The 26,373-nt window shown below is 65.0% G+C and carries 21 protein-coding genes and 3 tRNA genes; 10 read left to right on the plus strand and 14 right to left on the minus strand.

The features are described from left to right. The first annotated feature begins 400 nt into the window (after positions 1 to 400). From U5A52_RS31075 to pgi, 3 genes are all read left to right on the plus strand, one after another. Complete coding sequence (locus U5A52_RS31075; protein WP_321937613.1) at positions 401 to 1,696, plus strand: FAD-dependent oxidoreductase; 1,296 nt, start codon at positions 401 to 403, stop codon at positions 1,694 to 1,696. A gap of 120 nt (positions 1,697 to 1,816) precedes the next feature. Beyond that, entirely contained in the window at positions 1,817 to 3,409 is a 1,593-nt protein-coding gene (locus tag U5A52_RS31080) for an NAD(P)H-hydrate dehydratase (protein WP_321937615.1), read from the plus strand. A gap of 289 nt (positions 3,410 to 3,698) precedes the next feature. Then, positions 3,699 to 5,318, plus strand: coding sequence for a glucose-6-phosphate isomerase (pgi, locus tag U5A52_RS31085; protein WP_321914867.1), 1,620 nt, complete (start codon positions 3,699 to 3,701; stop codon positions 5,316 to 5,318). 66 nt (positions 5,319 to 5,384) lie between these two features. Here the strand turns inward: pgi and U5A52_RS31090 are convergent, their stop codons facing one another. Together U5A52_RS31090 and U5A52_RS31095 are read right to left on the minus strand one after the other, a co-directional pair. Then, on the minus strand, positions 5,385 to 6,125 hold the full coding sequence (locus U5A52_RS31090) for an ABC transporter ATP-binding protein (protein ID WP_415765957.1): 741 nt from the start codon (positions 6,123 to 6,125) through the stop codon (positions 5,385 to 5,387). After that, positions 6,122 to 6,346 carry a hypothetical protein gene (locus U5A52_RS31095; RefSeq protein WP_321937650.1) on the minus strand — a complete coding sequence of 75 codons (225 nt, stop codon included), beginning with the start codon at positions 6,344 to 6,346 and terminating at the stop codon, positions 6,122 to 6,124. Before U5A52_RS31095 ends, U5A52_RS31090 begins: the two co-directional genes overlap by 4 nt. Here U5A52_RS31095 and U5A52_RS31100 point away from each other — a divergent pair. Together U5A52_RS31100 and U5A52_RS31105 are read left to right on the plus strand one after the other, a co-directional pair. Next, complete coding sequence (locus U5A52_RS31100; protein ID WP_321937617.1) at positions 6,282 to 6,914, plus strand: arylesterase; 633 nt, start codon at positions 6,282 to 6,284, stop codon at positions 6,912 to 6,914. The two genes, U5A52_RS31095 and U5A52_RS31100, sit on opposite strands and share 65 nt — an antisense overlap. 204 nt (positions 6,915 to 7,118) lie before the next feature. Beyond that, positions 7,119 to 7,466: a hypothetical protein gene (locus U5A52_RS31105; RefSeq protein ID WP_321914864.1), complete on the plus strand. Its 348-nt coding sequence runs from the start codon at positions 7,119 to 7,121 to the stop codon at positions 7,464 to 7,466. Between the two features lie 95 nt (positions 7,467 to 7,561). Here U5A52_RS31105 and U5A52_RS31110 read toward each other — a convergent pair whose 3' ends face one another. From U5A52_RS31110 to tig, 8 genes are all read right to left on the minus strand, one after another. Then, on the minus strand, positions 7,562 to 9,508 hold the full coding sequence (locus U5A52_RS31110) for a SurA N-terminal domain-containing protein (protein WP_321914863.1): 1,947 nt from the start codon (positions 9,506 to 9,508) through the stop codon (positions 7,562 to 7,564). 103 nt (positions 9,509 to 9,611) lie between these two features. Further along, positions 9,612 to 9,688: transfer RNA gene (locus U5A52_RS31115), tRNA-Asp, on the minus strand. A 59-nt stretch (positions 9,689 to 9,747) separates the two neighbouring features. Then, positions 9,748 to 9,823 (minus strand) — tRNA-Val (locus tag U5A52_RS31120). 73 nt (positions 9,824 to 9,896) lie between these two features. Further along, the gene (locus U5A52_RS31125; RefSeq protein ID WP_027796408.1) at positions 9,897 to 10,169 is read right to left on the minus strand and encodes an HU family DNA-binding protein; all 273 of its coding nucleotides are present in this window, start codon (positions 10,167 to 10,169) and stop codon (positions 9,897 to 9,899) included. 309 nt (positions 10,170 to 10,478) lie between these two features. Further along, entirely contained in the window at positions 10,479 to 12,905 is a 2,427-nt protein-coding gene (gene lon, locus U5A52_RS31130) for an endopeptidase La (RefSeq protein WP_321914862.1), read from the minus strand. 190 nt (positions 12,906 to 13,095) lie between these two features. Continuing rightward, positions 13,096 to 14,367, minus strand: a complete 1,272-nt coding sequence (gene clpX / locus U5A52_RS31135) for an ATP-dependent Clp protease ATP-binding subunit ClpX (protein ID WP_028216418.1) — start codon at positions 14,365 to 14,367, stop codon at positions 13,096 to 13,098. Positions 14,368 to 14,614: 247 nt separating this feature from the next. Continuing rightward, positions 14,615 to 15,268 carry an ATP-dependent Clp endopeptidase proteolytic subunit ClpP gene (clpP, locus tag U5A52_RS31140; protein WP_028206978.1) on the minus strand — a complete coding sequence of 218 codons (654 nt, stop codon included), beginning with the start codon at positions 15,266 to 15,268 and terminating at the stop codon, positions 14,615 to 14,617. Between the two features lie 160 nt (positions 15,269 to 15,428). Next, positions 15,429 to 16,775 (minus strand): trigger factor, encoded by a 1,347-nt coding sequence (gene tig / locus U5A52_RS31145; protein ID WP_321914861.1) that lies wholly within the window; start codon positions 16,773 to 16,775, stop codon positions 15,429 to 15,431. Between the two features lie 428 nt (positions 16,776 to 17,203). Here tig and U5A52_RS31150 point away from each other — a divergent pair, with 428 nt between their 5' ends. Together U5A52_RS31150 and U5A52_RS31155 are read left to right on the plus strand one after the other, a co-directional pair. Further along, positions 17,204 to 18,361, plus strand: a complete 1,158-nt coding sequence (locus U5A52_RS31150) for a glycerate kinase (RefSeq protein WP_321914860.1) — start codon at positions 17,204 to 17,206, stop codon at positions 18,359 to 18,361. Positions 18,362 to 18,594: 233 nt separating this feature from the next. Beyond that, complete coding sequence (locus U5A52_RS31155) at positions 18,595 to 19,041, plus strand: MarR family winged helix-turn-helix transcriptional regulator (RefSeq protein ID WP_028206975.1); 447 nt, start codon at positions 18,595 to 18,597, stop codon at positions 19,039 to 19,041. 143 nt (positions 19,042 to 19,184) lie between these two features. Here the strand turns inward: U5A52_RS31155 and U5A52_RS31160 are convergent. Further along, positions 19,185 to 19,271: transfer RNA gene (locus tag U5A52_RS31160), tRNA-Leu, on the minus strand. A 432-nt stretch (positions 19,272 to 19,703) separates the two neighbouring features. On the opposite strand from U5A52_RS31160, the gene U5A52_RS31165 reads away from it, so the two are divergent. Then, on the plus strand, positions 19,704 to 20,546 hold the full coding sequence (locus U5A52_RS31165) for a squalene/phytoene synthase family protein (protein ID WP_321937646.1): 843 nt from the start codon (positions 19,704 to 19,706) through the stop codon (positions 20,544 to 20,546). Positions 20,547 to 20,560: 14 nt separating this feature from the next. On the opposite strand, the gene U5A52_RS31170 is transcribed toward U5A52_RS31165, so the two are convergent. The 3 genes from U5A52_RS31170 to U5A52_RS31180 form a co-directional block, all read right to left on the minus strand. Continuing rightward, positions 20,561 to 21,796: a DUF1501 domain-containing protein gene (locus U5A52_RS31170; RefSeq protein ID WP_321937619.1), complete on the minus strand. Its 1,236-nt coding sequence runs from the start codon at positions 21,794 to 21,796 to the stop codon at positions 20,561 to 20,563. Between the two features lie 68 nt (positions 21,797 to 21,864). Then, a complete protein-coding gene (locus U5A52_RS31175; protein WP_321937620.1) occupies positions 21,865 to 23,373 on the minus strand; it encodes a DUF1800 domain-containing protein in 1,509 nt (502 codons plus the stop codon). A 245-nt stretch (positions 23,374 to 23,618) separates the two neighbouring features. Beyond that, positions 23,619 to 23,933, minus strand: a complete 315-nt coding sequence (locus U5A52_RS31180) for a hypothetical protein (RefSeq protein WP_321937622.1) — start codon at positions 23,931 to 23,933, stop codon at positions 23,619 to 23,621. Between the two features lie 251 nt (positions 23,934 to 24,184). On the opposite strand from U5A52_RS31180, the gene ompR reads away from it, so the two are divergent. Both ompR and U5A52_RS31190 read left to right on the plus strand, forming a co-directional pair. Further along, positions 24,185 to 24,919, plus strand: coding sequence for a two-component system response regulator OmpR (gene ompR, locus U5A52_RS31185; protein ID WP_027814652.1), 735 nt, complete (start codon positions 24,185 to 24,187; stop codon positions 24,917 to 24,919). A 53-nt stretch (positions 24,920 to 24,972) separates the two neighbouring features. Beyond that, entirely contained in the window at positions 24,973 to 26,322 is a 1,350-nt protein-coding gene (locus U5A52_RS31190) for an ATP-binding protein (protein WP_321937623.1), read from the plus strand. Positions 26,323 to 26,373: the final 51 nt, after the last annotated feature.

Here is a 26,373-nt window from a genome sequence, read left to right on the forward strand (position 1 = left end):
GTCAGGCGAAGGGAGACCGCGATTATAACCCGGAAGGACTGTCCTGGCCGCCCCTGCGGCCGCGCCGCGGACGGCTTTGCAGGCGCATCGCACCGTATTTCGAGACAGTCATGACGGACGGCAACGCAAACCGCACGCGAAAAGCACTGAATTTGCGATATGCCGGGCGCATCGATGCATGCGCCTCGACGTGCCCGAGGCTTGGCCCGCAAGGCGCCGGCGGCCTCGCAAGACGCATGTGGCACCCCGGCCTCGCGCATGGCGACGCGGGCGCTTTCGCTGCTATGATTGCGCGTTTCGTCTGATCGGCGCACCCGGGCATGGTTTCGGCGCGCCGCACGCCCCACCTTCGCAGGACGCCCTCACCTTGGCGCGTCACCTGCCTGCAGATCGTATCGTCATGGATGTCATCGTCATCGGCGGCGGAATCGCCGGCATCGCCACCGCCTGGCAGCTGCGCGCGGCCGGGCACCGCGTCTGCGTGATCGAACGCCACGCCACCGTTGCGCAAGGCGCGACCTACGGCCATAGCGGCATTGCGCTGCCCACGCCGCTCGACGTCTGGTTCGGCCCCACCTTCCTGCGCAATGGCCGGCAATCGTCCGGCGGTGTGATCAGCAAGACCGGCTGGCGCGGCCAGGCGCATGGCTTCGTCAAGCGCCTCGCCACGCTGCACGGCTCCGAGGCGTTCGCCGAGCGCTATGCGCTGCTGCGCCCGCTTATCGAGTCCGCGCAAGCGGCACTCGCCGACATCGACGCCCGCTTCCAGCTCGACTACGAGCAGCGCGACGGCCTGCTCTATCTCGTGCGCGGCAGCGATGAATGGTCGCTCACCCAGCCGGCTCTTGAACAGCTGCGCCGCTTCGAGACGCCCCACCACGCGCTTTCGCCCGCGGAATGCGTGGCGTTCGACCATACCATCCCCGCCGATCCGCCGTTTGCGGGCGGCGTGCACTTCGAGACTGGCCGGGTCGCCAACTGCCCGCTCTTCGTGAAGCTGCTCAAGCAGGTGCTCGACACCCAGGGGGGCGTGCAGTTCGAAACGAGCCGCGAAGTCAGCGCGATTCGCCTTGAAGACCGGCGCGCGGCAGTAGAACTTGCGCCGCCTGCGCACGAAGCGGGCCGCTCGCACGACGTCGAGGTGATCTCGGGCGACGCCGTCGTGGTCGCCGCGGGTGCGCAAACGCCAGGGCTGCTCGCGCCGCTCGGCCTCAAGATGCCGTTCTATCCGCTGCGCATGCACACGCTCAATTCGCCGGTGGCGCGTGAGGAATGCGTGCCGCAGACCACGATCGTCGATGCAGGCAAGCGCATCGCCATCGCGCGTATGAATCACCGGCTGCGCATATCGGGCGCCGCCGTGCTGCTGCGTGCGAAGGAAGTCGACGACGCACTGCCGGAGGGGCTCACCGAGGACGCCCTCGCGCTGCTCGGCGAAGCGTCGCGCGACTGGGCGCCGGGCGCCGCGCGCATTTCGGCCGCGCTTGCGTGGGAAGGCATGAAGCTGCTTTCCGCCGACGGCCTGCCGGCGGTCGGCAACGTGGGCCACCCGCGCCTGTTCGTCAACGCAGGCCACGGGCCGGCGGGCTGGGCGCTTTCGCTCGGCTCGGCGCGCCTCGTCGCCCAGCAGATCTCCAACACGGCGCCGGACCTGCCGGCCGATACCATCAAGGCGCTCTGGCCAGGCCGCGATTAAGCGAGGCGTGCGTGCGCGGCGTTGCCTTGCCGCCGCGCCGGTCCGCCGCGCATCTGAGGCGTGCCGTCTGAAGGCATGCTCGGGTATCGTTGCGATGTCGCTTCCCGGAACCGCATCGCCATGACGCACGCTCCCCACTTCTCTGGCGCCGGGCAACCGGTGCTCGTCAATCCGCACGATCGTGCGGTGCCGCTTCTTGCCGTCGAAGCGTTGCGCAAGGCCGAAGTCGCCACACAGTCGGCCTTGCCTGCACACGCCCTGATGGCGCGCGCAGGCGCCGCCGCCGCGCACTTCCTGAGCGAGCAGCTCGCGCACGCGCCCTCGTGGGCGAGCGACAAACCCGTGTGGCTCGTCGCGGGGCCCGGCAACAACGGTGGCGACGCGCTCGTCGTCGCCACCGAACTGCATCGCGCGGGCGTCACCGTGGAAGTCTGTATGCCAGCCGAGGTCAAGCCCGACGACGCGCGCTGGGCGCTCGCCGAGGCGCGCGCGGCGGGCGTGCCCCTCGCTTCGTCCGTGCCCGCGTCGTTCGACGCTTACGGCTGGCTCGTCGACGGGATGTTCGGCATCGGTCTCGCGCGCGGGCTCGAAGGCGTGTTCGCCGAACTCGCCGAAAGACTGTCGGCACGCGCGCGCAGCCATGGCCACGTGCTCTCGCTCGACGTGCCGAGCGGCCTCGACAGCGATACGGGCAACGTGGTCGGCAGCGGCCCCGCCGTGCGCGCGACACATACCGTCACGTTCATCGCCGCCAAGCCCGGCCTGTACACGGGTTTCGGGCGCGACTACGCGGGCGCCGTCGCGGTCGCGCCGATCGGCATCGACACCGAAAACACCGCGGGCGCCGTGCGCCTGAACGCACCGTCGCTCTTCGCCGCCGCAATGCCCGCGCGCGACTTCGCCACTCACAAGGGCACGTTCGGCACACTGGCCGTCGTGGGCGGCGACACAGGCATGTGCGGCGCGCCGATTCTCGCGGCGCGCGCGGCGCTCCTCACCGGCGCGGGCAAGGTTCACGTGGGCTTTCTCGGCAACGACGCGCCGCCGTACGACGCCCCGCACCCCGAACTCATGCTGCACGCGGCGGCCCGGCTCGCGCTCGATGCGATGGACGCCGTGGCGGCAGGATGCGGGATGGGCGGCAGCGCGTCCGCACGGCAGCTGGTGGACACCATCCTGCGCCTCCACGCTCCCGTGCTGCTCGATGCCGACGCGCTCAATCTCGTCGCGCGCGACGAAGCGCTCGCGTCGCACGTCGTACAGTCGGCCGCCACGCGCGGGGCGCCTTGCGTGCTCACGCCGCACCCGCTTGAAGCGGCACGGCTGTTGAGCTGCGATACCGCCGCCGTGCAGCGCGACCGAGTGGCCGCAGCGCGGACACTCGCGGCCCGCTATGCGGCGGTTGCAGTGCTCAAGGGCAGCGGCACCGTGATCGCGGCACCCGACGGCCGCGTGGCCGTCAATCCCACCGGCAATGCCGGCCTCGCCACGGGCGGCACCGGCGACGTGCTCGGCGGCATGATCGGCGCGCTGCTGGCCCAGCGCCTGCCGCCCTACGAGGCGGCGCTCGCGGGCGTCTATCTGCACGGCCTTGCCGCCGACACGCTGTGCGCACAAGGCGACGGCCCCGCGGGCCTCACCGCCGGCGAACTCGCGCCGGTTGTGCGCAAGCTCATGAACCGGCTCTTTTATGCGCCGGGCTTCACTGCCTGAACGCAGCATGAAAGGAGCCTGAGCGCAGCCCGAAGCCGCACGCCGCACGTTCGCCCGCGCGGCACGCAGTTTGCTTCGCCAGGACCTTCGCCCCGCCTCTCGCGCACATTGCCCCCGCAAGCGCCAGAACGCTGCGCAGTGTCGCGCGGGGCCGCTATACTGATCCTCCGCACGCCGCCTCTCACCGGAGGCGGCCCGTGCTTTCTCCGCGGCGCGCGAAGCGCGCGTTCGGCCTGACCGGCGAACCGCACCTGCCGCCCTCTTATTCGTGATCCCTCGCTAGACGAACATGACGAATCCGCTCCCCGCCTGGTCCGCGCTACAGACGCATTACGAACAGATCCGCGACGAAAAGCTGCGCGACTGGTTCGCTCCCGCCAACGACCCTGCGCCGACGCGCGCCGAACGCTTCACGTTCGCAGGCGCCGGCCTCGGCGCCGACTTGTCGAAGAACCGCATCACCGACGCCACGCTCAAGCTGCTCGTGCAGCTCGCTCGCGAGGCCGGCGTGGAAGCGCGCCGCGATGCGATGTTCAAAGGCGAAGTCGTCAACCCGACTGAAGGCCGCGCGGCCCTGCACACCGCCTTGCGCGCCACCGAGCCCGACGCCCCGTTCCACGCGCAGATCCTCGCCGAGCGCGCAAAGATGGCGAAGTTCGCCGACGCCGTGCGCAGCGGCGCATGGACCGGCTACACCGGCAAGCGCATTCGCCACGTTGTGAACATCGGCATCGGCGGCTCGGACCTCGGGCCGAAGATGGTCGTGCACGCGCTCAAGCATCTCGAGCTGCCCGAGATCACCTCGCACTTCGTCTCGAATGTCGACGGCGCGGATCTGTGGCGCACGATCGAAAACATCGACCCGGAAGAAACACTGGCAATCATCGTTTCGAAGACGTTCACGACGCTCGAAACCATGACCAACGCGCTGTCCATGCGCGACTGGTTCGTCAAGCACGGCTGCCCGGAAAGCGAACTCGCGAAGCACTTCGTGGGCGTCTCGGCCAATCCGGCCGAAGTCGTGAAATTCGGCATCGCCCAAGAAAACGTGTTCGAGATGTGGGACTGGGTCGGTGGCCGCTATTCGCTGTGGTCGGCTGTGGGCCTCTCGATCATGATCGCCATCGGGCCGCAGCAGTTCGACGAACTGCTCGCCGGCGCGCACGACATGGACAAGCACTTCCGCGAAGCGCCGCTCGAGAAGAACCTGCCCGTGCTGCTCGGCATGATCGGCGTCTGGTATCGCAACTTCTTCGGCTCGCAGAGCTATCTCGTCGCGCCCTATTCCGAAGCGTTGCACTTCCTGCCCTCGTATCTCCAGCAGCTCGAAATGGAGAGCAACGGCAAGCAGGCGCGCCTCGACGGTAAGTTCGTCGACTATGCGACCTCGGCGATCACCTGGGGCGAGCCGGGCACGAATGGCCAGCACGCGTTCTTCCAGATGCTGCACCAGGGCACGACGATCGTGCCGATCGACTTCATCGCCGTACTCACGCCCGAGCATCCGCTGGCCGACCATCATCCGAAGCTGCTCGCGAACTGCTTCGCGCAGAGCGAGGCGCTGATGCTTGGCCGCACCGAGGAAGAAGCGCGCAAGATCGCGGGCCCGGACAAGCCAGAACTCGTGCCGCACATCATGTTCCCCGGCAACCGGCCGACCACCACGCTGCTCGTCGACGCGCTTACCGCACGCTCGCTCGGCGCGATCATCGCGCTGTATGAGCATAAGGTGCTCGTGCAGGCTTGCGTGTGGGACATCAACCCGTTCGACCAGTGGGGCGTGGAGCTTGGCAAGATCCTCGGCAAGGTGGTCGAAGCCGACCTGAACGCGGCGAGCGGGAACGTGAAGCCGCACGATTCGTCCACGGCCGCGCTGATCGCGCGCGCCCGTGCGGCGCTCAAGCGTTAATTCGCGTCGATCCGGCGTGCGCGTGGGCTGCGCACGCCGTTTATTGGTTTGCTGGTTGCTCGCGCACTAGCGCCCGGCTTCGACGTTGCTTGCGCTGCGCGAAGCGGCCGCGCCATGCGGCGTGTTGGCCACGCGGCGGCCCGCTTCGATCGTGATGATCGCATCGCAACGCTGCGCAAGATCGACATCGTGAGTGACGAGCACGAGCGTCGCTCCGTTGGCGCGATTGAGCTCGAACATCAGGTCGATGACGGCGTGGCCCGTGGCGGCGTCGAGGCTGCCGGTGGGCTCGTCGGCAAACAGCACGGCCGGGCGCGTCACGAATGCGCGGGCGAGCGCCACGCGCTGCTGCTCGCCGCCCGAGAGCAGCTTCGGATAGTGGCCCGTGCGCTCGGCAAGACCCACGCGCTCGAGCAACGTACGCGCGCGGGCGAAAGCATCACGCGTCGACATCCCGCCCTGCAGTTCGAGCGGCAGCGCGACATTTTCCAAAGCGGTGAGATGCGGCATCAGCTGGAACGACTGGAACACGAAACCCACCGAGCCGTTGCGCAGCGCCGCGCGCTGATCTTCGGCCATGCCGGTAAGCTCATGACCGAGCAGGCGCACGGAACCCGCGCTCGCGCTGTCGAGGCCGGCCAGCAGGCCGAGCAGCGTCGACTTGCCGGAACCGGACGCACCGACGATCGCAACGCTCCCGCCCGCCTGCACGGTGAGGTCGATGCCGTCGAGGATCGTCAGTTCGCCGGTGGCGTCGGTCACCCGCTTGCACAAACCCCGTACTTCGATGACTGGATCGCTATTCATTCGCACATGATGACGCACAGGTTAGCCGTGAACCAGAAACGCGCCGCGCGGCGCGCCACCCTCTCCCGCACCGGGTCCCGCTTCAGCGCGTTTGTTTCTGCATTTGCCTCGATCACCAGCTTAACCGCCGCTGCAGTGCTTGGCACATCGTTTGGCATGACCGGCGCCGCGCTCGCGGCTACGCCCGCGCCCACTGCCAACGCGGCGACGAGCCCCGCCATGGCAAAACCCAACATCGTCGTGCTCGGCGACAGCCTTTCCGCCGAATACGGCCTGCCTCGCGATACAGGCTGGGTGGCCCTGCTGCGCCAGCACCTGGCCAGTGAGCGCATTGATTATAACGTTGCGAATGCGAGCATCAGCGGGGACACGACAAGCGGCGGACTCACCCGCCTGCCGCTCGTCATGCAGCGCATCAAGCCCTCGATCGTGGTCGTCGAACTGGGCGCCAACGACGCGCTGCGCGGCGTGCCGCTCACGACAACCGAGAGCAATCTGCGCGCCATCGTCGCGCAGATCCGCAAGGGCGGCGCGAAGCCCGTGCTGATCGGCATGTACGTGCCGCCCAACTATGGGCCCGACTACACGCGCGATTTCCACGCGATCTACGAACGGCTTGCGAAGGAACTGAACGTGCCGCTCGTGCCCTTTCTCCTCGCCGGCCTCGCCGACAAGCCCGAACTCTTCCAGGCCGATCAGATCCATCCCACCCAGCAGGCACAGCCATTGCTGCTCGACAACGTGTGGCCAACGCTCAAGCCGTTGCTAGGCGACAGCGCACGGCGCTGAGGCGGCAACAGGACAAATCTGCGGGCGTCCTCACCGGGCGCCCGGCCGCAAGGCCCCGCCACAGGCGCGTTCAGGCCGATCTCGCCTTGGGCGGCGTGGCGGCGGGTAAGCGCGTCTCGCCATTGGCCACCGTTTGCGTCAGACACGCGAGCCCGAGAAGCTGCGTCGTCTGAATCCGACCGACCCTGACTGGAGGGAAGAAGCGTGAAATATTTACCTCTCATTGTCGTTACGGCAGCGCTTGCTGCCTGCGCCAATCAGCCGATGCCGAGCGGAGCGCAGTCCGTCGGCACCAGCCAGCAACCGCCCACGGCGGTTGCGCAATGCATCGCGCAAAAATGGGCCGACAAGTCGCAACAGCAAGTCGTCTCGCAGTCCGTGCTCGCCAACAACCAGGCTGTCGACGTCTACGTCCCTGGCCAGCAGCCGCCCAACGGCGCAGCCGCAACGGTGCGCCCGGCGTGGAGTGCCAGCGCGAAGACGTGGGTTGGCTTCCGCTCCGGCGGCAGTGGGGGCGCAGACGCCACCGGCGACATCAACGCCTGCCTCTGATTTCGCGCTCGCCACAACGCAAAAGCCCCGCGATGCATCGCGGGGCTTTTTTTGCTGCGGCGTTCTCCGCTAACGGGCGGATACGCGGGTCGCGCTTACTGACCGCTGTCGCCGTCGCCTGACTGGCTGGCCGAGCCGAGCGAGCCGTAGAGCTTGACCTTCGAGCGGTCGCGCAGTGCGTCGAGATACGACTGCACCTGCGACTGCCCACCCACCTGGGCAAGCTGTTGCTGCGCGGCGGCCAGACGCTGGCCGTCAGCGGCCGGACCGTTCGTCACGCTGTTCACGCGGTAGATCGCATAGCCGTCTTTGCCGAGGTCCACGCCCACGTAGGCGGGCAGCTTCTGCGAATCGACCTTGAAGACCGCGGAGAGCGCGCCAGGCGGCAGACCCTGAGCGTCGTTACGCGACACCTTGAGCGCCGACGAGAAGCCATCGGTCGACTTCGACTTCTGGAATTCTGCGAGCTTGGCCTCGCCGTCCTTGCGAGCCATGTCGGCGGCCAGTTGAGCGACAACCTTCTGGCGCACGGCATCCTTGACCGCGGCGAAGGCAGGCACGGCGGCCGGCTGGTAGTTCGTCACGTGCGCCGAAATCAGCGTGTTGTTGCCGACGTCGATTGCCTGGGTGTTGTTGTGCTGATTTACCGAGTCGCTCGCGAATACGGCGTCGAGGAACTTCTGGTTGTTCAGCGGGCTATCCGGCGGCAGCGTTGCATTGGGCTTCGGCGTGACCGTGGCCGTCTGGATCGTCAGCTTGTACTTGTCCGCGGCCGGCTGCAGGCTCTTGGCCTGCTCGTAGACCACCGACGTGAAGCCGTCGCTCGCTTCGGCGAGCAGCTTCGCGGCCTGCTGGGCCTTCACGTCGTTCGCGATCTGCGCCTTCACGTCGTCGAACGGCTTCGTGACCGCCGGCTTCAGGTCGGTGACCTTGACGATGTGATAGCCGAAGTCCGACTGGATCACGCCGCTGATCTCGTCTTTCTTGAGCTTGAAGACCGCGTCGTCGAACGCCTGACCGCCCGCGATCATGCCGGGGCCGAAGTAACCGAGGTCGCCGCCCTTCGAGGCCGAACCCGGGTCCTGCGATTCCTTCTGCGCGATCTGCGCGAACTGATCCGGATGCGCCTTGACTTCGGCGAGGATCGATTCGGCCTTTTGCTTCGCGGCGTTGCGCACGTCGGCGCTCGCGTTCTTCGGCACCGTGATCAGGATATGGCTCGCGCGCACTTCTTCCTGCGTACGGTAGTGCGCAATGTTGTCGTCGTAGTACTTCTTGAGGTCGGCGTCGCTCGGCTGCACGCCGGCGGCCACCGTAGCCGCCGAGAGCACGAGATACTGGATCTGCGCCGTGGCCGGCGTGGCGAATGCGTTCTTGTTTGCGTCGTAATACGCCTGCAGTTGTGCATCGGTCGGCTGGACCTTGGGCGCGTAGTCGCTCGCGTGGAACGCCAGGCCCTGCACTTCGCGCTGCTGCTCCGAGAGGCCGGTGAGCTGCTGCGCGAGCGCCTTCGGCGTGAACGCGCTGCTGATGATCGACGCCGGCAATTGCTGCATGGCCAGGCTATAGCGCACGCGCTCGTCGTACTGCTCGGGCGTCATGCCCTGCATGGCGAGCAGTTGCTTGTACTGGTCGAGATTGATCGAGCCGTCGGGATTCTTGAGCGACGAGATCACCGGGTCGGCGAGCAGCGCGCGGCGCACGGCGTCGTCCGAGGCGGTGAGATGCAGGCGCTGCGTTTCGTCCACGAGCACGCGCTGCTGGATCAGCCCGTCCAGAATGTCCTTGTGATGCTGGGGCGTGTCGAACAGGCTGGCATCGAATTGCGCGCCGAGGACCTGGCGGGCCTGGTCGAGTTGCTGGCGCGCAGCGTTGTCGTACTCGACACGCGTGATCTTGTGGCCGTTGACGCTTGCGACGTTCGCGCTTTCATCGAAGAAGCCGCGGAAACCTTGAATACCGACGAAGCCCAGCCCTGGCAGAATGACCAGGAGCAGCATGAACATCATCAGGCGTTTGTGATTGCGGAAAAAGTCGAGCATGCGTGACCAGACGTTGAGGGCGCCAAAAAATGGAACGCCCGATATTACAACAGCGGCCAACAAAAAAGGCGAACCGGAGTTCGCCTTCTTGTCGAGATATCCTTGGCGGAGCGGACGGGACTCGAACCCGCGACCCCCGGCGTGACAGGCCGGTATTCTAACCAACTGAACTACCGCTCCATGCGGTTTGCGCGCTTTTGTGTTTCCACTCGCGGCGCAAGGTACCGGAACTGAAGCTGTGGTGGGTGCTGAGAGGCTCGAACTCCCGACCTACGCCTTGTAAGGGCGCCGCTCTACCAACTGAGCTAAGCACCCAGCTTCATGCTTTCCTGCGCTGCTTCCGGCACTGCGACTTCTGCTGCGCCACCCTTATCAGGTAGCGAGCCCGCTAGTTTAGCGCATCCTTCAGCGCTTTGCCAGGCCTAAATTTGGGCACCTTCGCCGCCTTGATCTTGATCGCGTCGCCAGTGCGCGGATTGCGGCCCGTGCGCGCCGTGCGTTTGCCGACGGCAAACGTGCCGAAGCCGACGAGCGTGACCGAGCCGCCCTTCTTGAGCGTGCCTTTGACGCCGCCGATCACGGCGTCGAGTGCGCGTCCCGCAGCCGCTTTCGAAATGTCGGCTTGTTGCGCGATATGGTCGATCAGTTCCGTTTTATTCATTCCAGCCCCCGAGAATGTGTTTGGGCAATCGTAAGAAAGAAGGTCAACTTATTGGATAGACGTCCCCGGCGTAGCGCGGGGACCGCTCATTTAACGGGGCCGAAAGGGCCGTGTCAAGCGGGGTTCAGCCTGATTTGGCGGGCGATTCGAGGGAATATTCGAGGGATCATTCGAACAAGTGGGAAATCGCGGAAAAGACCGCTGGTTGTCACCGCAACGTCATGGATTGTGACGCGCAAAAAAAGCCCGCGGACCATGCCGCGGGCTTTTCGGGGTGGAGTGCGCTGCGCTTGAGCGCTTACAGAAGGCTTAGTGCTTGACGACTTCCGTCGTGCCGGCGTCCTTCGATTCGGCCACGGGCGCCTTGGCGTCCTCGGCCTTCACTTCTTCTTCCGGCAGCGGCTGCGGCACGCGTTCGAGTGCGAGTTCGAGCACCTTGTCGATCCAGCGAACCGGCACGATCTCGATCGAGTTCTTCACGTTGTCCGGAATCTCGGTGAGATCCTTGACGTTCTCTTCCGGAATCAGCACGAGCTTGATGCCGCCGCGATGCGCTGCAAGCAGCTTTTCCTTCAGCCCGCCGATCGGCAGCACTTCGCCGCGCAGCGTGATTTCACCCGTCATCGCGACATCGGCGCGCACCGGAATGCCCGTGAGCACGGACACCAGCGCCGTCGTCATCGCTCCGCCTGCGGACGGACCGTCCTTCGGCGTCGCACCCTCCGGCACGTGGATGTGGATGTCCTGCTTCTCGAACGCCTCGTCCTTGATGCCAAGGCGACGCGAACGCGAACGCACCACCGAGCGTGCCGCTTCGACCGATTCCTTCATGACGTCGCCGAGCGAACCCGTGCGGATCACATTGCCCTTGCCGGGCATGACCGCCGCTTCGATCGTCAGCAGATCGCCGCCAACTTCCGTCCACGCGAGGCCCGTGACCTGACCGATCTGGTTTTCCTTCGCGGCCAGACCGAAGTCGTACTTGCGCACGCCGAGGAAAGTGTCGAGGTTCGCGCTGTCCACCGTGACAGCCTTGTCGGCCTTCTTCAGCAGCAGCATCTTCACGACCTTGCGGCAGATCTTCGACACTTCGCGCTCGAGCGAACGCACGCCCGCTTCACGCGTGTAGTAACGAATGATGTCGCGGATCGCGTCTTCGGTCACTTCGATTTCGCCCGGCTTCAGCCCGTTGTTCTTCTTCTGCTTGGGCAGGAGATAACGCTGGGCGATGCTGACCTTCTCGTCTTCCGTGTAACCCGAGAGGCGGATGACTTCCATCCGGTCGAGCAGCGGCGGCGGGATGTTCAGCGAGTTCGACGTGGCGACGAACATCACATCGGAGAGATCGAAATCGACTTCGATGTAGTGGTCGGCGAACGTGTGGTTCTGTTCCGGATCGAGCACTTCGAGCAGCGCCGACGACGGATCGCCGCGGAAATCCATGCCCATCTTGTCGACTTCGTCGAGCAGGAAGAGCGGATTGCGCACGCCGACCTTGGTCAGGCTCTGCAGGATCTTGCCCGGCATCGAACCGATGTACGTACGACGGTGGCCGCGGATCTCGGCTTCGTCACGCACGCCGCCCAGCGCCATGCGCACGAACTTGCGATTCGTTGCGCGCGCAATCGACTGGCCGAGCGACGTCTTGCCGACGCCCGGAGGGCCGACGAGGCACAGGATCGGCGCCTTGACCTTGTCCACGCGCTGTTGCACCGCGAGATACTCGAGAATGCGTTCCTTTACTTTCTCGAGACCGAAGTGGTCTTCATCGAGCACGGCTTCGGCGTTCGAGAGGTCGTTGTTGACCTTGCTCTTCTTGCGCCACGGCAGGCCGATCAGCGTGTCGATGTAGTTGCGCACGACGGTGGCTTCCGCCGACATCGGCGACATCAGCTTGAGCTTCTTGAGCTCGGCGTCGGCCTTCTTCTTGGCTTCCTTCGGCATGCGCGCGGCCGTGATGCGCTTCTCGAGTTCTTCGAGATCCGCACCCTCTTCGCCTTCGCCCAGTTCCTTCTGGATCGCCTTGACCTGCTCGTTCAGGTAGTACTCGCGCTGGCTCTTTTCCATCTGGCGCTTCACGCGGCCGCGAATACGCTTCTCCACCTGGAGAATGTCGATTTCGGCTTCGAGTTGCGCGAGCAGATGCTCCAGACGCTCCACGACCGGGAACATCTCGAGGATGTGCTGCTTCTGGTCGAGCTTGAGCGGCAGGTGCGCGGCAATGGTGTCAGCAAGACGACCGGCTTCGTCGATGCCCGACAGCGAGGTCAGGATCTCCGGCGGGATCTTCTTGTTGAGCTTCACGTACTGGTCGAACTGCGAGACGATCGCGCGGCGCAGCGCTTCGGTTTCTGCGCTGTCGGCGTGGTCCGGCTCGAGCGGCATCACTTCGCACGAGAACTGCGTTTCCTGCTCTTCGATGGAAAGCGTCTTCGCGCGCTGCAGGCCTTCCACGAGCACCTTCACGGTGCCGTCGGGCAGCTTGAGCATTTGCAGGATGTTGGCGACACACCCTACTTCATACATGTCTTTTTCGGTCGGCTCATCCTTCGCGGCAGTCTTCTGGGCGACGAGCATGATGTGCTTGCCGCCTTCCATTGCCGCTTCGAGGGCCTTGATCGATTTCGGTCGGCCCACGAAAAGGGGAATCACCATATGCGGGAAAACTACGACGTCTCGCAGCGGCAGCAGCGGGAGCGTGGTGCGTTCCGGCGGGAGGAGTTGGGTTCCTGACATTTCATTTCCCCATGAGTGGAATCAATTGTTCGGTAATTGAGGCCTGAGATACCGATTGCAAGCCTCGCGCGTGTGGGAAAAGTTCAGTGACTCCAAAATAGTGCGCCATCGACCACAAGATAAACGAAAAAGCCGTTCATCCCATTGTATGAACGGCCTTTTTCCGGAACTCTTTAGCCGATCACCACCATCAGTTCGACCCTGCGACCTTCGGAGCGTCTTCGTAGATCAAGAGCGGTTTGCCGTCGCCGTCGATCACGTTGTCGTCGATGATGACCTTGCTCACGCCCTTCATGGCCGGCAGCTCGTACATCACGTCGAGCAATGCCTGTTCCAGGATCGAGCGCAGGCCACGCGCACCGGTCTTGCGGCGGATCGCCTTGCGGGCGACAGCCTGCAGTGCGGCCGGACGAATTTCCAGCTCCACGCGCTCCATGTTGAAGAGCTTGTGATACTGCTTGACGAGCGCATTCTTCGGCTCGACCAGAATCTTCATGAGCGCGGCTTCGTCGAGCTTGCCGAGCGTCGCCACCACCGGCAGACGGCCGATCAGTTCGGGAATCAGGCCGAACTTGATCAGGTCTTCCGGCTCCGTTTCGCGCAGCACTTCGCCCGTGTCGCGCTCCTGCTTGCTCTTCACGCTCGCGCCAAAACCAATGCCGGTCTTTTCCGTGCGGTCGGTGATGACCTTTTCCAGACCGTCGAACGCGCCGCCGCAAATGAACAGGATATTGGTCGTGTCGACCTGGATGAAATCCTGGTTCGGATGCTTGCGGCCGCCCTGCGGCGGCACCGAAGCCATCGTGCCTTCGACGAGCTTGAGCAGCGCCTGCTGCACGCCTTCGCCCGACACGTCGCGCGTGATCGACGGGTTGTCCGACTTGCGGCTGATCTTGTCGATTTCGTCGATATAGACGATGCCGCGCTGGGCCTTGTCGACCTCGTAATTGCAGTTCTGCAGCAGCTTCTGAATGATGTTCTCGACGTCTTCGCCCACGTAACCGGCTTCGGTCAGCGTGGTGGCGTCCGCGATCACGAACGGCACGTTCAGAAGGCGCGCGAGCGTCTGCGCGAGCAGCGTCTTGCCCGAGCCCGTGGGCCCGATCAAGAGGATGTTGCTCTTCGAGAGTTCGACGTCGTCCTTCTTGTCGAGGTGCTTCAGACGCTTGTAGTGGTTGTACACCGCCACTGCGAGGATCTTCTTCGCGCGTTCCTGCCCGATCACGTACTGGTCGAGGATGTCGCGGATCTCCTGCGGGCTCGGCAGGTCCGAGCGCGACAGCGCCGCGTCGACGCCCGCACCGGCGGCTTCGTCGCGAATGATCTCGTTGCACAGGTCGATACATTCATCGCAGATGAAGACCGACGGACCAGCGATGAGCTTTTTCACCTCATGCTGGCTCTTGCCGCAAAACGAGCAATACAACAGCTTCTCGCTGTTAGAACCTTTCTTGTCCGCCATGGATAAATGAGCCTCCGGACACTCTGTTACATGATACGCCGTTTCCCCCGGCGAGGCCGGAGGGTGCGTGAACCGCTTGCTGTGACGGCGTTGGGGGCCGCAGGCCGCGAAGCGCGTTTGCCGATTATTCCACAAGGTCTGCGCGGCGTCGGCTATCCCCTTTTGTACGGGGGCCGAGCGGATCCTTCAGGACTGCGCCTGCGCGCCGCCCTTCGCAGGGTCGGACGCGCAAAACCGCTCGCGCAGCTTAAGGACGCTTGTGCAGAACCTGGTCGACGAGACCGTATGCCTGAGCGTCGTCACCCGACATGAAATTGTCGCGATCCGTGTCGCGCGCAATGCGCTCGACCGGCTGACCCGTATGGTGCGCGAGCAACTGGTTCAGGCGCTCTTTCAGGTACAGGATTTCGCGAGCCTGGATTTCGATGTCCGAAGCCTGGCCGCGCGCGCCGCCGAGCGGCTGGTGAATCATCACGCGCGAATTCGGCAGCGCGAAACGCTTGCCCTTGGCGCCCGACGCCAGCAGGAACGCGCCCATGCTGGCCGCGAGGCCCATGCAAAGGGTCGAAACGTCCGGCTTGATGAACTGCATCGTGTCGTAAATCGCCATGCCGGCCGAGACCGAGCCGCCCGGGCTGTTGATGTACAGGCTGATGTCCTTGTCCGGGTTTTCGCTTTCGAGGAACAACAGCTGGGCGACCACGAGGTTCGCCGTCTGGTCGTTCACTTCGCCGACCAGGAACACCACGCGCTCCTTGAGCAGGCGCGAGTAGATGTCGTAGGAACGTTCGCCGCGACCGCTCGTTTCGACGACGATCGGCACGAGGCCGAGCGCCTGCGGGTCGAAGTCTCGCGACGAGTGGGAGGTCAACGTATCCAGCGATTGAGCGCGAATGGTCATGCGGTGCATCCTTGTCTGGAAAAGTTCTTCTGATATACCGGTATGGCGACGGACCCTGGTTAAATCAACCACACGGGCAGCATGGCTAAAACCTGCGGATACAAAAACGGCGTGCTGGCCGTCGGTCGCTCCGACAGCCGGCACGCCGTAGCGGGCAGATTTAAGCCTGCGCCGTCGCGCTTGCCAGTTCTTCGAAGCTAACTTGCTTGTCCGTCACCTTGGCCTTGCCGAGCACGAAGTCCACGACGTTCGATTCGACGACGTAGGCTTCCATTTCGGCCAGACGCTGCTGGTTGGAATAATACCAGCGCACGACCTCCTTCGGGTCCTCATAGCTTTTCGCGAATTCGTCGACTTCAGCACGGATTTGCTCCGGCTTCGCCTCGAGGCTGTTGGCCTTCACGAGTTCGGCGAGCACGAGACCGAGCTTCACGCGGCGCTCGGCTTGTTCCTTGAACATTTCGGCCGGGATCGGCGCGTCCTTGGCGTTCGGCACACCACGCTGCGCGAGGTCGGCGCGCGCCATTTCGACGAGGCGTTCCTGATCCTGCTCGACGAGTGCGTTCGGCACGTCGAGCTCAGCGATCTTCAGCAGCGCGTCCATCACCTGGTTCTTGACGATGGATTGCGTGCGGCGCTTCGCTTCGCGCTCGAGGTTGTCCTTGATTTCAGCGCGCATCTTCACGAGGTCGCCGTCGGCGATGCCGAGCGACTTGGCGAATTCGCCGTCGATTTCCGGCAGGTGCGGCCACTCGATCTGCTGCATCGTGATCGTGAACTTCGCCGTCTTGCCGGCGACGTCCTTGCCGTGATAGTCCTCGGGGAACGCGAGGTCGAATTCGCGCGACTCGCCCTTCTTCAGGCCGATCGCGGCCTTTTCGAATTCCGGCAGCATGCGGCCTTCGCCCAGCACGAAGGCGAAGCCTTCGGCGGTGCCGCCCGGGAACGCGACGTCGTCGATCTTGCCGACGAAGTCGACCGTCACGCGGTCGCCTTCCTTCGCTGCGGTGTCGGCGCCGCCGTCACCGTGCTCGCCGGCTTCGCCGCGAGCGTGGAAGTGCACGCGCTGCTTGCGCAGGATGTCGAGCGTGCGGTCGATTTCGGCTTCGGTGATGCTCGTGGTCGTGCGCTCGATTTCGGCCGTTGCGACGTCGCCGAGTTTCACTTCCGGGTAGACCTCGAAGGTCGCGTCGAATGCGTAGTCGCCTTCAGCGGCTTCCGACTTCGGTGCGAAGCTCGGCTGGCCGGCAACGCGCAGATTCTCGGCGCGGCTGATGTCGAAGAATTCCTTGCCGACCTTGTCGCTCAGGACTTCGGCTTCGACCTGGCCCGAATACTGCTGCGTGACCATCTTGAGCGGCACCTTGCCCGGGCGGAAGCCCGGCATGCGCACGTTCTTTGCGAGTTTACGGATGCGCGAATCGATTTCTTTCTGCACGGCGTCCTTCGGCAGGGAAATCGTCACGCGGCGTTCGAGCTTGCCGAGGTTTTCAACAACGTTAGCCATGGCTTCAATCGTCCTAAAATTGTTCGAGCGAATCAGTAATCTGTGGTCTTTGCGTGCCGCAGTCCGCTGGGGGCCCGCCGGGGTCAACCGGGGTCCAGCAACCCGCTTTGGAGCTGAACGCAGGCGCCTCGTGCGCCGCTCAACAGCGCCGAAACGGGCGGCTTGCGGTGCGGTTCCGTCAAAAGAGCCAAGTATTTTAGCAAACTATTTCCCGGTACCAGTGGAATTGCCGTTTGCGTGTGTTATGTGCCTGTTTTTGACCTGATTTCGGCCTGCTTTTGAACCGCTACGCGCCTGAAGCGCGCTCCGATGCGCGCTATCGCAACGCCGTTATCCAGCCCACGCGACGAGGCTGTTAAGCTTACGCTCGCGCCGGACGCCCCGCCGGCCGCAGCCGCTCCCAACACAATTCTTCCAGCAGAGACACCATGCCGAATTCGTCGACTGACGCTCCCGTTATCGTCATTGCTCCAGACTCTTTTAAAGGCTCGCTCAGCGCGGACGGGGTCGCCGCCGCGATCGCCGAGGGCATCCGCCGCGTGCGCGCCGACGCCGACATCCGTATCCGTCCCATGGCCGATGGCGGCGAAGGCACGCTCGACGCGATGCTGTCGATCGGCGGCGAGCGCCGGGTCATGACCGTGGAAGGCGCAGCGGGCCCGAAGCGCGACGCCGCGGTCGGGCTGCTGAGCGACGGCAGCGCGATCGTCGAAACCGCCGAGATCGTCGGCATCACGGACCCGGTCGGCATGGGCGTGCCGGTGGAGGCGCGCAGCACGCGCGGCATGGGCGAAGCGATCCGCGCGCTGCTCGACGAAGGCGTGCGGCGCTTTTACGTGGCGCTCGGCGGCAGCAGCACCAACGACGCAGGCGCCGGTTTGCTCGCGGGCCTCGGCCTGCAACTCTTCGACGCCGCTGGCAAGCCGCTGGCGCCCACGCCGCAAGCTCTCGCGCAAGTCGCACGGGTGGACGTTTCCGGGCTAGACGCGCGACTTCGCGAGGCGTCGTTCGTCGGCATGTCGGACGTGGACAATCCGCTCACGGGCGAGCACGGCGCGACTGCCGTGTTCGGTCCGCAAAAAGGCGTGACGCCGGAGCAGGTCGCGCCGATCGACGCGGCGCTCGGCCGTTTCGCTGACCTGCTCGAAGCGGCGCTGGGTCGCCGCGTGCGCGACGAAGCCGGCTCCGGTGCGGCCGGCGGCCTCGGTTTCGCGCTACGCATGCTCGGCGCGAGCTTCGAGCCCGGCGCCGAAGTCGTTGCGCGCACCATCGGTCTGGACGAAGCACTCGATCGCGCCGACTGGCTCATCACCGGCGAAGGCCGCTCGGACGTGCAGACACTGCACGGCAAGGCGCCGTTCATCGCCTGCCGCCACGCCGCAGCCGTGGGCGTGCCCGCCACGCTGCTCTCGGGCGCCGTGGACGCAGCCGCCCTGCCGCGTCTCGCGGAGCATTTCAGCGGCTGCTTCTCGCCTGCGCCGGGCCCCATCACGCTCGAAACCGCGATTCGCGACGCCGCACGCCTGCTCGCCAACGAAGCGGAGCAGCTCGCCCGCCTCAAATACGCTGCGCGTACATCCAACTAGGCAAATTCGCCGGGGCACGCCGCCCCGGCTTTGGCGATGCCCCCGGGATTTCGCAGTCCGATCTGTTGAATACGCGGGCCACACATTCCGCAGTAAGCGATTAATAGATTCGTGCACCGAACCGAACGAGCCGCACAAGGGTTCGGATGCGTTGACCCGCGCGCAAGATGGGGCAACAATCATGGAATCGCGACACGATCGCGCCCTTCCCAAGCGACCAGACCAGGACTCCCATGAAGGCAAGCAAAGCCGGACTCGAACAATTCCTCACCTATCGGCTGCATGTCCTGAACAAACTCTCCGAACGGGGCGCCAGCGAACGCTACCAGGCGAAGCTCGGCATCACACTTCCGGAGGCTCGGCTCATTGCAGCTGTGGGGGCGTTCGGCCCGTTTTCCGTGATGGAGCTTGCGCGTCACGCGAATCTCGACAAGAGCCAGGCAAGCCGTGCAGCCGAGGCGCTGATGCGCCGCGGCCTCATGCAGCGCGACACGAGCGAGGAAGACGGACGCCTCGTGCTCGTTTCGCTCACAACCGATGGACGCGCGCTGTATCGCAAGGTCATGCCCATCGCGCGCAAGTGGAATGTCGACCTCTTCGCGAGCCTCGACGACAAGGAGCGCGACGCACTCGCGCGTGCGCTCGACAAGGTGATCGAAGCCATGCAGACCGAACTGTAAGGCGGTCCGCGCGAGCAGAGGCAATAAGCTAAACAGATGGCGGGCAGGATCGGGCAACATCCAGGCCGCCATCGCGAGTGCATCGCGCAAACGTCACACAAACAAAAAGGCCATGTACCTGACGGTACATGGCCTTTTTACTTTGGTGCGTGAGGCCGGACTCGAACCGGCACACCCTTGCGGGCGTCAGGACCTAAACCTGGTGCGTCTACCAATTTCGCCACTCACGCGAATTCTTTGCGCTTCTGTTCTTGCGCCCGGCAGGACCGCTGCGCTTCACTCCAGAAAACGCGCGCGATACAACCCTGTGCGACATGCCGACTGATCGAGTCCTCGTGAGACGCCGGGCGATGTTGTCCACCTCGCCCGCAATCCAGCCTGCTTTCTGACTACGCCTGCCGGCGGCGATGCTTCATTATGTGCCGGCCGCGTGCTTCCAGCTAAGCGTCAGAAAGCGCAAGCGCGAGATTCTAACCGATTGCCTGGCGCTTGTCTGCATCCTGAAAACAGTGCGCGAGGGGTCATGGCAGGCGCATCGTCGAGGGCGCAGGCGAGCCCAGCCCGGCCTGGCCGAAGCCGCGCCGATGCTAGAATCGCGGCTCTACCGTCGCGCCGCGCTCTGGTCGCCGCGCGAGCCGCTTTGCCCCACATCTCCAAACGCCGTGAACTTCGACGAATACTGCCTGCAAAAGGCGGCTCCCCCTGGTTCGAGCACTTACTACGCGCTGCGTCAGGCCCGCGCCGCACGCCAGCCGCTCTTGACCGCACTCTTCGCGCTGCGTCGCGAACTCGAGGAAACCGCGAAAGAAACGAGCGACCCCACCGTCGGCCGCACGAAGCTCGCCTGGTGGCAAAAGGAACTGGCCGCGCTCGCCGCGGGCAATCCCGCGCATCCGGTCACGCAGGCGCTCGCCACGCATCTCGGCGATTCGAAGGCCGTCTATCCTGGCTTGCAGGCGCTGCTCGCTGGCTTCGAGATGGATTTCGAGCAGGCGCGCTATCTCGATCTGCCGAATCTGCGCCGCTATATGGACGGCGTGGGCGGCACGTTCGCCTCGCTCGTGGCGCAACTCAGCGCGCGCACGCAAGAGGACCGCCAGGACGCCGCGCGCTGGGCCGCGCCGCTTGGCAACGCGCTCATGCTCGCCCAGTTCGTGCCGGAGATCGGCAACGACGCGCGCCATGGCCGCATCTACGTGCCTATCGACGAATTGCAGCGCTATAACGTCACCGCCGCCGATCTCATCAACCGGCGCTACAGCGCGGAGTTCACTGAACTCATGCAGTTCCAGACCTCGCGTGCGCGCGAAGCGGTGCACGCCGCGCTCGACGGGATTCCCGCCTCGGCGCGCCGCGACCAGCGCACCTTGCGTGCGCTCGCCGCGCTCGAACTCGCGCTGCTCGACGAAGTCGAGCGCGAAGGCTACCAGGTGCTGCATCAGCAGATCGTGCTCACGCCCGTGCGCAAACTGTGGATCGCCTGGCGCGCCGCGCGCCGAAGCTGAGGCTCGCGCTTACGTTATGCGCGCAGCAACGGCAGCGGCTCGAAGCGCTGCTGCAGGACGGCCTGTGCGTCGAGCCCCCACCACGGGCCTAGCACGGTCGCGTAGATCTGCCTGAAGTCGACGCTTACGGGCAAATTGCCATTGCCATCGAGCTGCGCGAGTTGCGGCGCCTGCCCATAGAGCCCGCCCGCTACCCGCCCGCCTGCGACGAAGTGCGCCGAAGCCGTTCCGTGATCGGTGCCGCGACTTTGGTTCTCGCGCACGCGCCGCCCGAATTCCGCATACGTCACGATCAGTGTGCGATCCCAACGCCCGAGTTCCACGAGCGCCGAGCGCATCGCCTCCATGCCCGAGGCGAACTGGCGCAGCAAATCGGCATGACGCTGCGGCTGGTTCTGGTGCGTGTCGAAGCCGTTCAGCGTCAGACGAATCACCGCGACGCCGCGCCCCGCCACCGGCGCGCCTTGCGCGGTGTCGCTCGATGCGAGCGCCTGCATGGCCGTCTTGATCGAGGCGCCGAATGCACCCGAAGGAAACGCCGTCTTCAGCGCGTAGTTGCCCGGGCGTGGCCGCAGGGCATCGGCGGCATGCACGATGTCGTTCTCGACATCGAGGATATGCGCGAGCGCCGGGTTGCGCTCCTTGAGCGTGACCGGCGTGACGAGGCGCGACGCGCGCGCGAACTGCGCCGGATTCACGAGCGCGATGGCGCGCGCGCCGTTCGAGAGCGGACCCATCTCGGCGCTGCCGAGCACGAGCGCATCGGCGGCAAATCCTGGCGGCACCGGCTCGCGTGCGAACGCGCGCGTGAGCCAGCCTTCGCGCAGATACTCATTGGAGCGCGAAGCCGTGTCCCAGATCTCGATCGAACGAAAGTGCGACAGATTCGGTTGCGCGTAGCTCACGCCCTGCACGATCGCAAGCTCGTGCGCCCGCCACATCGGCATGAGCGGCGCGAGCGCCGGATGCAGCGCCGTGCGCTCGTCCAGTTGTATCGCCTGCGCGCGTGGCACGCCAATGGCTTGCCGGTAGCGGTAATAAAGCGGATCGGCAAAAGGCACGACCGTGTTGAGGCCGTCGTTGCCGCCCTTGAGCTCGACGAGAATCAGCAGGTTCTCGTAGCCGCTAGCAAGGCCCGGGGGCCCGGGCGTTGCCCCTTGTGCGCGCGCGGCGCCAGGCAGCCATAGCGCAGAGCCCGCCATCGCGGCGGCGGCCGTCGCACCGGCTGCAAGAAAGTCGCGTCGCTTCATGGCTTGCCTCGCTTGTCAGTGCAGCGGCATACGCTGCCGCCAGGGATTCGGCCGTTCATGCCCATGCGTCACTTCAATTGATACACCGGATCCATCAGCAGTGCCTGGAGACAGGAACCCGCACTGCTGCCAACCGCGATCGCATCGACAGGCGCGAGCGGCAAGATCGCGTGCTGCATTTGCAACTGCGCTGAAAGACCGGGCGTGGCATCGGCAGTGAGACCGTAACGCGAAAGCCAGCCATCCAGATCGAAGCGCATACCGCCTTGCAACACATCGCGGCGCATTGCGTTCGCCACGTTTTGCATGCTTTGCGGCGTGCTTGCCGCGACCTTGGCGGGTGCGCCCGACACAGGCGGCCGCCCCGCTTCCGTCGCACGAAACAACTGCTCGACGAACTGCTTGCGTGCGAGCAGCGTCGCGCTGTTGATCCACGACGCCCCGCCTGGCCACCCCTTCACGTTTGGCGGGTAAAACAGATTCTCGCCCAACGCCGCCGAGCGGCGCGCAAATGGCAACGTGTCGCCGTACACCACGTCGAACCGGCGCACCGTGCCGACGATGAACTCCACCGGCGAACTCACGAGCACGCCACGGTTGCGCTCATCCCAGAACGCTGGCGTCACGAGTAGCGCGCGAAGCGCATCGCCGACCTCATAGCCGCTCGCGCGAAAACGATCGGCGACGTTTGTAAGCTGCGCCTCGTCAGGCGTCGAGGAGATGAACTCGCGCCACAGCTTGCCCGATACATATCGGGCAGTTTGCGGCTGCGCGAGCAGGATGTCGAGCACCTGATCGCCGTCGAACGCCCCGCTGCGGCCAAGCACGGTCTTCTCACCACCGTCGTGCAGGTCGACGCGCCAGACGAACGCCTGAGTGTCGGGATCGAGACTCCAACCCGTATACGCGCGCGCCGCTTCGGCAACGTCGCGCTGCGAGTACTGGCCTTCGCCCAGCGTGAACAACTCCATCACTTCACGTGCGAAATTCTCGTTGGGCCTGCCCTTGCGATTGCTCGCGCCATCGAGGTAAAGCAGCATCGCGGGATCCTTCGCGACGGCATGCAGCAGGTTCGCGAAACTACCCAGCGCGTCGCGCCGCAAAAGCGCGTTTTGCGCGGCCATCAACTGCGGCTCACCAACCTTGTCCTGGCCCGAGGTGAAGTGGTTGTGCCAGAAAAGTGTCATGCGCTCGGTCAACGGCGACGACGTGACGAGCATCTCGCGCAGCCACCAAGCGCGCAATTCGTCGTAGCGCGCGCCGCGCTGGCGCTGCGCTTCCTGACGCTCTTCTGGGGTCCGTGCATTGCGCTGCGCCCGGCTCGGCGGCACTTCGGCGGTCCATGCGGGAAGCGGCGTGAGCGCCTCGCTGCGCGCGCTGCCGACGAGTCGCGCGACAGCCTGCTCTCGCGTGAGCCCCACATAAGGCGCCACTTCGCTCTCGCGCGGCGCGAAGCCCGTACGTACGAGAAGATGGCGGGCGTCGTCGGCGTCGAGCCGCGCATCCGCGCCAGTGTCTGGCGCCGACGCGTGCACGTCGGACTGCGCGTTTGGCCTCGACCGTCTGGAGTCGCTCATGATGAACGGGCGCACGACGAAACCGCCGGCGCAGTCAATGAATGTACCGGTTTAACGGCTGTGGCAAAACGGATGTTGACTACGCAATTGCTACGGTTTTTTTCAGCGCGTTTGCACGGCGCGAATGCACGATGGCATGCCGATAAAATCGTGAAAGGCGCGAGAAAGGCGTGAACGCGTCGCGAATTGAATATTGCGTAAACGTTATCGCCGCGCAGCGGCGTTGACGCACGCCGAAAGCAGTATTAGCGCTTGTACAGTTCGCGCACAGCGTCTTCGATATGCTGACGCAAGAGACGTCGCTCGTCGGGCGTCATATGGCCGTCGCGGCGGCGCTGATCGAGGTCGGGGGGAACGGCAGGACGCTGGTTGATGTCAGACGCTGGACGCGGAACCGTATCGCTGCGTATGCGCCGCATTGATGGCTTGCCGCCCTGAGAGCGAGCAAAGGACTGCGGGTTCTCGTAGCGGTCTGCGGAGGGCTGGGCCCGGGCCGGCAACGACTCCAGTGCAGCCGCCACGCCACCGGCTAGCGCCAGTGCAAGCATGGTGTGGCGCATTGTCGGCCTGACCCCTCCCATCGTTTTGTTCCCTTCTTGACGCGGCAAACGGCTACCTCGAATACATGTGCGAACCCGGCTCGGCGCGGGCATGAATTTTAAAGTCGAATGAAGTATCTACCGAACAGCCGCTTTACGTAAAGAAGTCTATCTGTCAGTGCTTGCCGTCGTGGCACAGCACGGGTAAATTTTGTAACTGACTGTAACCTGATAATTGGTGCAAACTCGCATCAGTATCCAATCGCGCTAAGATGCCAGGCATGGAAACCAAAAACCCGTCCAAAATTCTCGTTGTCGATGACGATCCCCGACTCCGGGACCTGCTGCGCCGCTACCTCGGCGAGCAGGGCTTCAATGTCTACGTGGCCGAAAACGCCCCCGCCATGAACAAGCTGTGGGTGCGCGAGCGCTTCGACCTGCTGGTGCTCGACCTCATGCTGCCAGGCGAAGACGGCCTGTCGATCTGCCGCCGTCTGCGCGGCAGCAACGACCGCACGCCCATCATCATGCTCACCGCCAAGGGCGAGGACGTGGATCGCATCGTCGGGCTCGAAATGGGCGCCGACGACTATCTGCCCAAGCCCTTCAACCCGCGCGAACTTGTCGCACGTATTCATGCGGTGCTGCGCCGTCAGGCGCCGTCCGAACTGCCGGGCGCGCCTTCGGAAACCACCGAGGTGTTCGAGTTCGGCGAATTCGCATTGAATCTCGCCACGCGCACGCTCACCAAGGCCGGCCAGGAAATTCCGCTCACCACGGGCGAATTCTCGGTGCTCAAGGTGTTCGCGCGTCATCCGCGCCAGCCGCTCTCGCGTGAAAAGCTCATGGAGCTTGCGCGCGGCCGTGAATACGAAGTGTTCGACCGTAGCCTCGACGTGCAGATCTCGCGCCTGCGCAAGCTCATCGAACCCGATCCGGGCAGCCCGCGTTTCATTCAAACGGTTTGGGGCCTCGGCTACGTGTTCATCCCCGACGGCGCCGCCTGATCCTGGATGGAGTCTCGTTGTCTGCACTGCCTCTGTTGAAACGGGAAGGGTCCATGCGGATTGACCGGCGTTTGCTCACGCTCGCGTTCGGCGATCTGTTCTGGCGCACCTTCCTGCTGATCGCCCTTCTCATCGCGGTGAGTCTCGCCGCGTGGTTCCAGAGCTTTCGCGTGATTGAGCGGGAGCCGCGCGCGCAGCGCGTGGCGCTCCAGCTCGTCGCGATCGTGAAGCTCACGCGCACGGCGCTCCTCTACTCCGATCCCGATCTGCGCCGCGCGCTGCTGCAGGATCTCGAGAGCAACGAGGGCGTGCGTGTGTACCCGCGCGAAACCACGGACAAGTACAAGCTCCAGCCCGACGAGTCGCTCAATCGTCTGATCGAGCATGACATTCGCGGGCGTCTTGGCGACGACACGATCATCGCGCAGTCCGTGAACGACATTCCGGGCGTGTGGATCAGCTTCAAGATCGACGACGACGACTACTGGGTCGCGCTCGACCGCGACCAGCTCGACAACGTCACAGGCCTGCAGTGGGTCGGATGGGGCGTTTCCGCGCTCGCGCTATCGCTTTTCGGGGCGGCCTTCATCACGAGCCTCGTGAACCGGCCATTCGCGCGTCTGGCCATGTCGGCGCGCATGCTGGGCTCCGGGCAGCCTCCCGCGCCCTTGCCCGAGAGCGGCATGGGCGTCGCCGCCGAAACGAATCGCTCGTTCAACCAGATGGTGCGCGACCTCGAGCAGCTGGAGGCCGACCGCGCGCTGATGCTCGCGGGCATCTCGCACGATTTGCGCACGCCGCTCGCGCGCCTGCGGCTCGAAACGGAGATGAGTCCGTCCGATCAGGCGACCAAGGACGCGATGATCGACGACATCGAGCAGATGGACATGATCATCGGCCGCTTCCTCGATTACGCGCGCCCCGCCCAGCGCATGCCCGAGCGCGTCGATCTCTCGGTCATTGCCGGCGAGATGGCCGCGCGCATGGCGAGCGAAGACGGCGTGCGCCTCATCACGCGGCTCGCGCCTTCGGCCATGATCGAAGCCGACGACACCGACATGCGCCGCGTGGTGGGCAATCTGATCGAAAACGCACGCAAATACGGCGCGAGCGAAACCGACGGTATTCCGCACATCATGCTCGAAACGCGCGTCTCGCACTCGCGCGTCGAACTTTCGGTGGTCGACGAAGGCCCGGGCATTCCCGAGGATCAGCTCCCGCTCGTCACGCGGCCGTTCTACCGCGTCGACACGGCTCGCACGCAGGCGAACGGCACCGGCCTCGGCATGGCCATCGTGCAGCGCCTCGTGGGCCGCTATCGCGGCGCGCTGCGCCTGCGCAACCGGCTGCCGGGCCCCGGTCTCGAAGTGACGATCGAGTTCCCGCTCGCCAAGGGCGCCTGAGCCGCTTTCCCCTCGCTTGACCGAAAGCCGTCGGCGGCGCACCCTCGCATC

Source organism: Paraburkholderia sp. J8-2 (assembly GCF_905220195.1).
Classification (GTDB): Bacteria; Pseudomonadota; Gammaproteobacteria; order Burkholderiales; family Burkholderiaceae; genus Paraburkholderia.

What these genes read in the sequence shown, in the direction of transcription:
- U5A52_RS31175 (WP_321937620.1), bottom strand. Translation starts at nt 23,373, where the DNA reads ATGAGCGACTCCAGACGGTCGAGGCCAAACGCGCAGTCCGACGTGCAC.
- ompR (WP_027814652.1), top strand. Translation starts at nt 24,185, where the DNA reads ATGCCAGGCATGGAAACCAAAAACCCGTCCAAAATTCTCGTTGTCGAT.
- pgi (WP_321914867.1), top strand. Translation starts at nt 3,699, where the DNA reads ATGACGAATCCGCTCCCCGCCTGGTCCGCGCTACAGACGCATTACGAA.
- U5A52_RS31190 (WP_321937623.1), top strand. Translation starts at nt 24,973, where the DNA reads ATGCGGATTGACCGGCGTTTGCTCACGCTCGCGTTCGGCGATCTGTTC.
- clpX (WP_028216418.1), bottom strand. Translation starts at nt 14,367, where the DNA reads ATGGCGGACAAGAAAGGTTCTAACAGCGAGAAGCTGTTGTATTGCTCG.
- U5A52_RS31110 (WP_321914863.1), bottom strand. Translation starts at nt 9,508, where the DNA reads ATGCTCGACTTTTTCCGCAATCACAAACGCCTGATGATGTTCATGCTG.
- U5A52_RS31090 (WP_415765957.1), bottom strand. Translation starts at nt 6,125, where the DNA reads ATGAATAGCGATCCAGTCATCGAAGTACGGGGTTTGTGCAAGCGGGTG.
- clpP (WP_028206978.1), bottom strand. Translation starts at nt 15,268, where the DNA reads ATGACCATTCGCGCTCAATCGCTGGATACGTTGACCTCCCACTCGTCG.
- U5A52_RS31075 (WP_321937613.1), top strand. Translation starts at nt 401, where the DNA reads ATGGATGTCATCGTCATCGGCGGCGGAATCGCCGGCATCGCCACCGCC.
- U5A52_RS31080 (WP_321937615.1), top strand. Translation starts at nt 1,817, where the DNA reads ATGACGCACGCTCCCCACTTCTCTGGCGCCGGGCAACCGGTGCTCGTC.
- U5A52_RS31095 (WP_321937650.1), bottom strand. Translation starts at nt 6,346, where the DNA reads ATGGCGGGGCTCGTCGCCGCGTTGGCAGTGGGCGCGGGCGTAGCCGCG.
- U5A52_RS31170 (WP_321937619.1), bottom strand. Translation starts at nt 21,796, where the DNA reads ATGAAGCGACGCGACTTTCTTGCAGCCGGTGCGACGGCCGCCGCCGCG.
- tig (WP_321914861.1), bottom strand. Translation starts at nt 16,775, where the DNA reads ATGGCTAACGTTGTTGAAAACCTCGGCAAGCTCGAACGCCGCGTGACG.
- U5A52_RS31150 (WP_321914860.1), top strand. Translation starts at nt 17,204, where the DNA reads ATGCCGAATTCGTCGACTGACGCTCCCGTTATCGTCATTGCTCCAGAC.
- lon (WP_321914862.1), bottom strand. Translation starts at nt 12,905, where the DNA reads ATGTCAGGAACCCAACTCCTCCCGCCGGAACGCACCACGCTCCCGCTG.
- U5A52_RS31180 (WP_321937622.1), bottom strand. Translation starts at nt 23,933, where the DNA reads ATGCGCCACACCATGCTTGCACTGGCGCTAGCCGGTGGCGTGGCGGCT.
- U5A52_RS31100 (WP_321937617.1), top strand. Translation starts at nt 6,282, where the DNA reads ATGACCGGCGCCGCGCTCGCGGCTACGCCCGCGCCCACTGCCAACGCG.
- U5A52_RS31155 (WP_028206975.1), top strand. Translation starts at nt 18,595, where the DNA reads ATGAAGGCAAGCAAAGCCGGACTCGAACAATTCCTCACCTATCGGCTG.
- U5A52_RS31125 (WP_027796408.1), bottom strand. Translation starts at nt 10,169, where the DNA reads ATGAATAAAACGGAACTGATCGACCATATCGCGCAACAAGCCGACATT.